Origin of the sequence: Lactobacillus sp. ESL0701 (assembly GCF_029433445.1) — a bacterium.
GTDB lineage: Bacteria > Bacillota > Bacilli > Lactobacillales > Lactobacillaceae > Lactobacillus.
This window is the reverse complement of the sequence record NZ_JAQTIC010000004.1, coordinates 129911-139822: the sequence shown is the minus strand read 5'-3', so window position 1 is coordinate 139822 and position 9912 is coordinate 129911. Positions and strand designations below refer to the sequence as shown.

Annotated in this window: 10 protein-coding genes; all 10 read right to left on the bottom strand. The window is 37.7% G+C overall.

Annotated features, from left to right (window positions below; genetic code table 11):
* Nucleotides 1–830 (bottom strand): aldolase/citrate lyase family protein (locus tag PT281_RS04610; RefSeq protein WP_277152483.1); only part of this gene is annotated, 830 nt, incomplete at its 3' end.
* Nucleotides 831–1127, bottom strand: coding sequence for a citrate lyase acyl carrier protein (citD, locus tag PT281_RS04605; protein ID WP_277129577.1), 297 nt, complete (start codon nt 1125–1127; stop codon nt 831–833).
* Nucleotides 1117–2172 carry a [citrate (pro-3S)-lyase] ligase gene (citC, locus tag PT281_RS04600; protein WP_277152481.1) on the bottom strand — a complete coding sequence of 352 codons (1056 nt, stop codon included), beginning with the start codon at nt 2170–2172 and terminating at the stop codon, nt 1117–1119. The genes citD and citC overlap by 11 nt, the downstream gene beginning before the upstream one ends.
* Complete coding sequence (locus tag PT281_RS04595; protein WP_277152480.1) at nt 2160–2957, bottom strand: alpha/beta hydrolase; 798 nt, start codon at nt 2955–2957, stop codon at nt 2160–2162. Before PT281_RS04595 ends, citC begins: the two co-directional genes overlap by 13 nt.
* A 12-nt stretch (nt 2958–2969) precedes the next feature.
* A complete protein-coding gene (locus tag PT281_RS04590) occupies nt 2970–4436 on the bottom strand; it encodes a DASS family sodium-coupled anion symporter (protein ID WP_277152478.1) in 1467 nt (488 codons plus the stop codon).
* Nucleotides 4437–4455: 19 nt separating this feature from the next.
* On the bottom strand, nt 4456–5154 hold the full coding sequence (locus PT281_RS04585; protein WP_277152476.1) for an RraA family protein: 699 nt from the start codon (nt 5152–5154) through the stop codon (nt 4456–4458).
* A gap of 13 nt (nt 5155–5167) precedes the next feature.
* Nucleotides 5168–6097 carry an L-lactate dehydrogenase gene (locus PT281_RS04580; protein WP_277152473.1) on the bottom strand — a complete coding sequence of 310 codons (930 nt, stop codon included), beginning with the start codon at nt 6095–6097 and terminating at the stop codon, nt 5168–5170.
* 204 nt (nt 6098–6301) lie between these two features.
* Nucleotides 6302–7702 (bottom strand): flavocytochrome c, encoded by a 1401-nt coding sequence (locus PT281_RS04575; RefSeq protein WP_277152472.1) that lies wholly within the window; start codon nt 7700–7702, stop codon nt 6302–6304.
* Nucleotides 7703–7718: 16 nt separating this feature from the next.
* Nucleotides 7719–9122 carry a class II fumarate hydratase gene (locus PT281_RS04570; RefSeq protein ID WP_277152470.1) on the bottom strand — a complete coding sequence of 468 codons (1404 nt, stop codon included), beginning with the start codon at nt 9120–9122 and terminating at the stop codon, nt 7719–7721.
* A 235-nt stretch (nt 9123–9357) separates the two neighbouring features.
* Nucleotides 9358–9909, bottom strand: a complete 552-nt coding sequence (locus PT281_RS04565; RefSeq protein WP_277152468.1) for an isochorismatase family cysteine hydrolase — start codon at nt 9907–9909, stop codon at nt 9358–9360.
* Nucleotides 9910–9912 lie beyond the last annotated feature (3 nt).

Genomic DNA, 9912 nt, shown 5'->3' with positions numbered 1-9912 from the left:
GGTTTATCAACCATTTTACCGTTCATTGAAATAACACCTGAACCTTTGGCTTTAGCTTCTTTAATCGCATTCTGAACGTTTTTGGCGTTTTCAATTTCTTCTTTAGATGGGTTAAATACTTCGTTAACCATTGGAATTTGCCGAGGGTTAACTAGTGATTTACCATCATAACCAAGCTCATAGATATATCTAGTTTCACGATAAAAACCTTCGGTATCTTTCATATTTGAAAAGACCGTGTCAAAAGCATAAACATCAGCTGCCCGAGCTGATTGTAAAACCATATTCCGAGCAAATTCCAGTTCACGTCCATCTGGATAACGATGTGTATGCATATCAGCAGTATAATCTTCACCAGAAACGGCAAGTCCCATCATTAACGGTGTTGACGTCGCAATGGTTGGCGTATTTAAAACACCTTTGGCGCTTTCAATCGCTGCCATAACACCAATTGAACCTTTTTCAACTCCATATTCTTCTTCAGCTTTTTCCATATCCTTAACTAACTTTTGGATCATTTCAGCTGATTCTGTTTTCGGTAAACGGATAACATCAACGCCTGCCTTAACCATTGCTTTAACGTCTTCGTCGTAAAATGGTGTATCTTGACCATTAATTCGCACAACAATTTCCGCACCGCCAAAATCAACGTGCTTAATTGCGTTATAAACAAGCATTCTAGCAGCATCTTTTTCAGTTAAAGAAACTGCATCTTCCAAGTCAAGCATAATTGAGTCTGCACCATAAATACCAGCATCTTTAACCATTGCTGGATTATTGCCGGGTACAAACATCATCGTCCGACGTAAACGATTCTTTACGTAAGTCATTTATTGCAATACCTCCAATTCTGGTTTATCAGTAGTTTCAGTTGCTCTTTGTGCTGCTGCTAAAGTACGTGCAGCAATAACACAGTCAAGTGCGCCTTTATCAGTTGCTTTAACTTTTGCATTATTGATGCCAAATTTATTCAAGGTATCTGTAATTACCTTTTTGATTTGATCACCATATGCCTTAATTACTTCTGAATCTAAGTCAATTTGAATACCGTCATTGCCTTTAGAAATCATGATTTGGATGTCTGAGGATTCTAAAGTTCCTGCGACTCCAATTGTTTTAATTTCCATTAATATTCATTCCTTTCTGAATTCTAGTTTGTAAAATTTTTTGATTACCTTTAATAAAGTCCATTGTCGTAGCCGGAACAAGTAGCTTAATTGCTTCTAAGTCTCCTACTTTAATTAATCGTCTTACCTGAGTAGCCGTGATTACTTGATTATTATTGCTAAACCGTGGCACAACCTTAACTTTGATCTGAGGACTGAGTTCGTTAATCAAACTCTTATTATAGAAATTAGTTGTATGTGAGAAAGGTTCTGTCCCCAAATATCGCCTGTTGATTGACAACTTAGGTGCAATAATATTTTTGAAAACACGTGCATCAATTGTAGTCTGAGTCTTAATTAAATCATCTGGTGTTTTTAAGAAGTATGCCGGAAAAGTGGCTTGTGAAACCAAGTAGTCACCGCCGCTAACGACAAGGACATTTTTTAAATCAGCAGTTCCCTTCTTTACTAGCTGCATTCGCTCGCTAGTTTTAAACAGAGAAGCATCAGTTGCCACAACAAAGACATAGACTAAGTCGTTTTCTTGACTAGCCAATTGAACAAGCTGGCGATGACCCAAAGTAAACGGATTAGCATTCATGACAATCGCGGCTACCTTCTTAGAACTTTGATTTGGAATTCGTGGAATTGCTGCTAAAAAGTCATTTACATCTGGTGTACCACTTTCTAAAAAAGCAGCTTGCTCAGTATGCGCCAATTCCGTAAAACCAAGATGTTGAAAACTGATCGAGTATTGCGTTTTAGTAAAGACAAAATTATGAAAAATCTTGCGGTTAAACTGGTACTGCTGTAAAGCCGTCACAATTTGATTAAAGCGACTGCCGGGAGTTGCGCCTTGATTGCAAACACCAATATATTTTAAAACATTGCCAGAAACACTACCTGTTCCCACTAACTGACCTTCATCATCAACAATACCTAAAGTATGGTCAATGGTATTAACTTCGCGAGAACTAAAATTGCTTAGACCTAATTTCAGTAATAATCGCTCCCATTTGGTCTGTACTGCTTGATCGCTTAAATAAAGATCTACTATTTGGTCCATTGGGTAGCTTCCTTTAAAAAATCACTAATTTCGTGATACATAACACGTGGCTGTTCAGCTTGAATTAGATGCCCACAATTATCGATAATTTTAACCTGAATTTTAGGATTCAAGTTTTGCATTTGAAATGCAAAATGATAATCAAAAAACGGTGAATTTTTCCCTGCCAAGACAAGCATTGGTACCGGCATATCCATTATGACGTCGCGCCAATCTTGCTCTGCATGATCGATTAAGCAAAGATAATTATCTTCAGCAAGATAAGGATGCTCTTCAGCTTCTTTTTTGGCTTTTGCAAACATTTCATTATCAATATGAGCATAAAAAGCATTGCCAAAGTCTACTTTTAAATATTCAGGATAATTATCCCATGTTAGTTCTTTGAAGCCGTACTGCCAAGTTTGATCACGAATCATTTTAGGCGGCTGATCTAAGTCAACGATTGCCCGTAATCGTGTACTGCCATATAAAGAAACATACGCCCACAGAGTAGCTGCACCCATTGAATTGCCAATGCCAATTACATCATGTAAATCAAGCTTTTGCAGTAATTCTGCTAAATCTTGAGCATGCCGGCTAATTCTCTGTCCTTGATAAGTTCTTTGCGACAAACCCTGATTGCGGGGATCTAAAACAATGAAGCGAAAATCATTTTTAAATAACTTAATAACATCAAGCCACATCTGACTTGAACCACCAATGCCTGGTATGGCAACAATTGCAGGTTTAGTTTCACCTGTATCGTAATAATGCAATCGAATACCATCGTTAGTGGTAAAATCCATTGTTGTTACTCCTTACCACATACCAATGACTTTCATCCATAATGTTCCGACAACACCAAAGATTAGCAGATAAATAATTCCTAAGATAAAGTTCATCTTCCACCATTCGCCTTGTTTGACATAACCTGTCGTAGCTAAAATCGATGCAGGTCCATTAGCGTAGTGAGTGGTTGAAGCGTTGATTGCACCAGTGAATGCAAGCAGCATTGCAGCTAATTTAAGTGGCGCACCAGTTGCAACCGCAACCGATAAGAATGGTAAGTAAAGTGCTGTTATATGAGCAGTCCCACTGGCAAAGAAGTAGTGAGTATAGAACATCAAAATGACTAAGATTAGCAGTACAATTTGCCAACTAACACCGTGCAAACTTGTTTGGATTGTCTTGGAGAACCAATCAATGAAGCCAAAGGAAATCAGTTTACCAGCCATAAAGACTAAGATTGACAGCCAAATCAGAATATTCCAAGCACCAGTCTGCTTTAAGGCGTCGTTCATTGTTAAGACGCCAGTTAACAAAAGCAAACCAACAGCTAAGAAAGCAACAAAAGTAGAATCTAATTGTGGAATCTTAATAATTCCGGATAAAACCCAAAGAATAATTGCAATCAAGAAGACACCAGCCATGATTTTTTCAGGTGTTGATACTGGTCCCATTTCTGTTAACCGGTCATCAGCCCATTTTTTAGCATTAGGTGTTTCCTTAATCTCTGGTGGAAAAATCTTGTAAATAACAATTGGAACAACAATCGTGGCAACAATTACTGGAACTAATGCGGCGATAAACCAACTAATCCAGCTCATGTTATAACCCTTTTGGGCAGCCATTTGTGAAGCAACCAAGTTTGGTGCCGCACCAGTAATAAACAATGCTGTTGAGATTGTGTTAGCATGGAAGGCCATAAAGTCCAAATATGCACCAATCTTCTTTCGTGATGGATCATTTGGCTTTGAACCGTAACTTTCTGAAATCGACTTAGTAACTGGCCAAACAACACCACCAGTACGAGCACTGTTAGAAGGAATTAAAGCTCCTAAAATTAATTCCAAACCAGTAATTGCGTAACCAATTCCGATTGACTTTTTACCAAAACGCCGAATCATCCAGTAAGCAATCCGATTACCTAAACCAGTTTTGCTAATGCCATAGGCCATAATGAAAGCCATCGCAATTAACCATGCAGCTGAATTACTGAAGGCACTCAAGATACCCTTGGTAACAACGCCTGTTTTGGGATCAACAACATCGCCAATTGGCGCAAGTCCAACCAAAACAGTTACAATCAGACCAATTAAGGTTGTTCCCCCAATTGGCAGCGGCTTTGTGATACAACCAACAATTGTCGCAACAAAGACGGCAAACATTTCCCAAGCTTGTGGTGTTAACCCGGCTGGTCGCCAAGGTGTAATACACCACAGGACAATTCCAATTATTAAAGGCCAAATAAAACCCTTATAATTCACTTTTTCTAAAGTTTTCATAATTATCCTTCTTTAATATTCAAAGGCGATATATATCGTCAATAATCTTGTAATCCTTTTCGGCAAGCTTAATATCAACCCAGTCTAAATTGCCAGTACCATCATGATAACTTGCAGCTTTAGCATCATCTTCTTTATGAAAAGCTTGAACCTTTGGTAATAATTCCGCAGCATCTTCGCGACCCACTCTAACAACGCCATCAGCATCACCTAAGATAATATCACCGGGATAAACACTGGTATTGCCACATGAAATTGGCACGTTAATTTCACCAGGACCTTCGCGATAAGGACCATTAGGTGTTGTGCTAACTGCATAAATTGGTAAATCCCAATCTCTTAATGTATCAATGTCACGCATTGGACCGTCAATAACAACTCCGGCAACATGTCTTTGATCACGTAACCACGTCATCATTACTTCACCAATAATGGCACGAGTATTATCGCCTTCGTTGTCAATCACAACCACATCGCCTGGGTGACAATATTTTAATGCAGCAAATATTGTCAAGTTGTCGCCTGGTCGATTATGAACAGTAAAAGCTGGACCACACATTTCCTTTTTAGGTTTCGACATTAACCTAATTCGGGGTGACATTGCACCTGTTCTGTTCATACAGTCAGCCACATTGGATGAAGGTAATTCTGTATATGCTTTAATTACATCTGCATCTGGCAATTCTCTTTTTAAAAAAATTCGCTTGCCATCTTCCATTAAAACCGCCTCTTTAATCTAAATTAACACCTGCTAGAACTTCCTGCATTTTATCGGCTGAATTAAGCATTTTAGCCTTTTCTTCATCTGATAATTTTGCTTCAATAACATGACTAATGCCTGTGCCATCAATAGCCGTTGGTGTACCTAAGTAAAGGTCATGTTTAATACCATATTCACCATTAATTGGTGCGGACAATGGCAAAACAATCGCGTGATTATCCAAAATTGCGCCAACAATTTGCGCTAACATCACAGCAATACCATAGAAAGTAGCACCTTTATTTTCAATAATGTTGCCGCCTTTTTGCCGGACATCACTTTCAATAGTAGCTAAAACGTCATCATTAATTTCATCATAATCACGCAATGCCTTGCCAGCAACTACGGATTCATCGAAGTTCTCAAATGATGTGTCACCATGTTCACCCAAAACCATTGAGTTAATATTTGAAACTGGAACGTTTAACTTTTTGGCTAATTCAACCTGTAAACGAGCTGAGTCGAGAGAAGTACCTGTGCCAATAACTTTATTCTTAGGGAAACCTGACAATTTTTGGGTTAAAGTAGTCAAAATATCAACTGGGTTTGCAGAAACTACAAAAACACCATTAAAGCCAGAATCAACAACTGGTTGAACAATACTCTTTAAAATGTTGACGTTCTTGTTAACCAAATCTAATCTGCTTTCACCAGGTTTACGTGGCACACCAGCAGTAATAACTACAACGTCAGCATCTTTTGCGTCAGAATATTCACCTGGATGGATGTTGCATTCACCTGCAAAGGGAATAATGTCCTCAAGATCCATTGAATCTCCAATTGGACGCTTCTTCACAACATCAGCAATAATTAATTCATTTACTTTTGTATGTTGAAGTAAATCGTTAGCAAAAGTTGAGCCAACTGCACCATCACCGACAAGTAATACTTTTCTGTTCATAGTCAAGTTTCCTTTCAAAAATTTAAAAACATTGTACTTAATTACACAAATTATTATAAATCTGATTAATTTGTTTTGCAATATTTGAAATAAATAATTTTATTTTTAAATATTGCAATTAAGCTGATCTGCTGCATTATTTTGGACAAAAAAAGAAACTATCTCATTTGAGATAGTTTCTTTGTGATCAATTTTATTAATAAATTACTTGTTATTTTTTTGGACAAACTCAGTCATCTGAATACCAGCTTGCCGACCAAAAACAACGGTCTCAGCAATTGAATTACCGCCAATTCGGTTGTTTCCATGTAATCCGCCTGAAACTTCACCAGCAGCATATAAGCCCTTGATGATGTTACCATTTGTATCCAAAACTTCAGTTTTTGGCGTAATGTGAATTCCACCCATCGTGTAGTGAATTGCTGGATGAATATGAATAGCATAGTACGGACCCTGGTCAATTGAACGATCCATTCCAGTTGTTCTACCAAATTCTGTATCATTTTTAGCAGCAACAGCTTTATTCCAATCTGAAACTGTTACTTCCAAATTAGCAGCATCAACGCCCATTTCTTGAGCCAAGTCACCAAGTGTATCACCATGTTTAACTAAACCAACATGATCGTAAAATTCAACTGCAGTAAAGTTATCACGAATACCTTGGTCAAATACTAAATAAGCACCATCTTCATGTAAATTAGTAATTGCATCAGAAACAATCTTTCTAGTATTTAATTCGTTAACAAACCGTTGTCCAGCTTGATTAATTAAGATTGCCCCCTCACCGCGAAGACCTTCACCAATTAAGTAAACGTGATCGGTATCAGTTTGAGCTGTTGGGTGAACTTGAATAAAGTCCATTTGCTCTAACTGGGCATCAATTGTACTTGCCAGTTTCAAACCGTCACCAGTAGCACCAGGTTGGTTAGTTGTTTTATACTCAGCTAAATCTGGACGATACTTTTTAATCATTTCTTTAGAAGCGCCAAAACCGCCTGAAGCAAGCATGACTGCTTTAGCATTAACAGTTTTAACACCAGCATCAGTTTCAACTTCAATTCCAGTAACTTGTTTTGCATCATTTTCAATTAACTTAATTACTTTAGAATTATTGAAAACTGGAATGTTATCCTTTTGAACTTGCTTCAAAGAACCTGTAACAAGGTACCCGCCAACTGGAGCCATTGATGCTGGACGGTGAGCGCGCTTCTTGCTCATTCCACCAGTAATCGTTAAATTGGTTAATTCAATTCCATGTTCCATCAACCAACTAATAGCAATTGCCGAATGATCGACAAAGTAGCGCAAAAGGTCGCGATCGTTCATTAAACCGCCGCCCTTTAAGGTTTCTTGGTAAAAATCTTCTTTATTATCAATAATACCGTCATTTAATTGCACTAAACTTTCAGAAGCATTCATCCCAGATGACGCCCGGTTAGTGTTACCACCTAATGCATCATTTTTTTCAAAAATTGCGACATTTAAGCCTAATTCGTGTGCTTGAATAGCAGCAGTCAGACCAGCACCACCAGCACCAACAATTACTGCATCATAATCGCTTTTGATTTCAGAACTTTGATTTGGGGTAAAAATAAATTTTGCCATATTTCTCCTCTATTATTTATTCTTCAGGTTTTGTCCGGTCAATATTGGTCATTTGCATGTAATCCATCCACTCATCATATTGAGCTTCCGTAACTTTACCGCTCTTTAAAGCTGCTTCTTTCAAGGTAGTACCTTCTTTATCAGCAGCCTGGGCAATCTTAGCAGCGTCATGGTAACCAATATGTGGTGATAAGGCAGTTACAGTCATCAATGAATCTTCCAATAATTCGTCCATTCTTGCAGAATTGACAGTTAGACCAGCAACCATTTTATCAGCAAACCCAGTGATTGTACCAGTTAAAATATCACAAGAATCTAAAAATGCAGCAATCATTACTGTCTTAAAGACATTCATTTCAAAATTACCTTGTGAAGCAGCAAAAGTAATTGTTGTATCATTACCAAATACCTTAGCAGCAGCCATTGTAACAGCTTCAGCTTGTGTTGGATTAACTTTACCCGGCATGATTGATGATCCTGGTTCGTTAGCAGGGATATTTAATTCATGATAGCCAGCACGAGGACCTGAAGCTAAGAAACGAATATCTTGAGCAATCTTGAACATATCAGCAGCTAAAGTCTTCAATGCACCATGAACGACATCAAGACCGGAATGATGAGCTAAGCCCCAGAATTTATTAGTCTTAACTTCAAAAGTATGACCGTAAACTTCCGATAACTTACCAGCAATCTTTTCAGTCATTCCTGGTGCAGCATTTAATCCTGTACCAACAGCTGTCCCGCCGATTGCTAATTCGTACAAGGTTGGCTTTAGTTCCTTAATATAAGCTAAATCATGCTTCAAAGCTGAAATATAACCAGATACTTCTTGACCAAAGGTAACAGGTGTTGCATCTTGTAAGTGAGTCCGACCAACCTTAACTGTCTTCCAATATTTGTCTTGCTTAATCTTTAATTCATCAATCAAATGTTGAATAGCTGGTTCTAACTTGTCCAAAGCTTCAACGGCCACAATATTCATTGCAGTTGGGTAAGTATCATTAGATGATTGTCCCCGATTGACATCATCGTTTGGCAAGATGTCTAAACTTGGATGGAGCTTATTAGCTAAATTAGCAACAACTTCATTAACATTCATATTACTTTGGGTACCAGAACCAGTTTGCAAAACGTGCAATGGAAAATCTTTGCGCAAATCAACATCATCTAGCTTTAAGAGCTGGTCAATGGCATCTTCTATTGCGGCACCTTTTTCTTTAGGTTCATCCCCCACTTCAACGTTTGATTGAGCAGCAGCCTTTTTCAACTGCAAAAATGCTCGAATAATAGCTAATGGCATTAATTCACCACTTGGGAAATTATTGCGGCTGCGTTCTGTTTGTGGACCCCATAATGCATCTTTAGGAATTTTTACTGGACCAATCGTATCACTTTCAATACGGTATTCTTCTTTGCTCATAATAAGTCTCCTTTTGGGACTGACGTCCTAATATTTTTAAAATTATACTTTAGTTTTTTAAATTCCACATTAATAATACATTTTTTGTTTTTATTTTTCAATAATATAAAAACAAAAGGGTATTTTTAAATTTTTCAATAAAATATTAGTAAATATTCTTTTAATTCGTTAATACAAGTTGATATAAAAAAGTCACGTAAAGTTTACGTGACTTTTACTTAATAAGCATAATTTGCTAAATAATTTCTGCACCTAAGTTGTTTTTCATGTTTTCTAAAGCAAACCGATGATTTTCTGGTGTTGTTCCAGCTACGCCAGCTTGATGAACAACAATTTTATAGCCCAAGTTATAGGCATAAATTGCCGTCTGCAAGACACAAATATCTGTACAAACACCAACCAAATGAAGCGTTTTGACATTACGCATCCGCAAGTCAAGGTCAAGATTAGTTCCAACAAAAGAGCTATAACGCGTCTTATCCATTTGCCAAACTTTATCAGATTTGTTTTCTTCATACCAAGTTTTTAATTCGCCATAGAAATCGCGACCGCTTGTACCTTCGATGTTGTGCGGCGGAAATAGCTTACTTTCTGGATGAAATGGATCGTTAAGCTGGTGGCAGTCTGTTGGCAAAATAACATAATTTCCATCAGCAACAAATTGCTGAGCCAGCTTCATAATCGTTGGCTCACAATCCTGACCAGCCTGACCGCAAGTTAGGGATCCATGATCGTCAACAAAATCATAAGTATAATCAATAATTAACAGTGCTTCTTTATTTTTCATATG

Coding starts and splice junctions, on each gene's coding strand:
- PT281_RS04595 (WP_277152480.1), bottom strand. CDS start 2,957: ATGGATTTTACCACTAACGATGGTATTCGATTGCATTATTACGATACA.
- PT281_RS04590 (WP_277152478.1), bottom strand. CDS start 4,436: ATGAAAACTTTAGAAAAAGTGAATTATAAGGGTTTTATTTGGCCTTTA.
- PT281_RS04580 (WP_277152473.1), bottom strand. CDS start 6,097: ATGAACAGAAAAGTATTACTTGTCGGTGATGGTGCAGTTGGCTCAACT.
- PT281_RS04585 (WP_277152476.1), bottom strand. CDS start 5,154: ATGGAAGATGGCAAGCGAATTTTTTTAAAAAGAGAATTGCCAGATGCA.
- PT281_RS04575 (WP_277152472.1), bottom strand. CDS start 7,702: ATGGCAAAATTTATTTTTACCCCAAATCAAAGTTCTGAAATCAAAAGC.
- PT281_RS04565 (WP_277152468.1), bottom strand. CDS start 9,909: ATGAAAAATAAAGAAGCACTGTTAATTATTGATTATACTTATGATTTT.
- citC (WP_277152481.1), bottom strand. CDS start 2,172: ATGGACCAAATAGTAGATCTTTATTTAAGCGATCAAGCAGTACAGACC.
- citD (WP_277129577.1), bottom strand. CDS start 1,127: ATGGAAATTAAAACAATTGGAGTCGCAGGAACTTTAGAATCCTCAGAC.
- PT281_RS04570 (WP_277152470.1), bottom strand. CDS start 9,122: ATGAGCAAAGAAGAATACCGTATTGAAAGTGATACGATTGGTCCAGTA.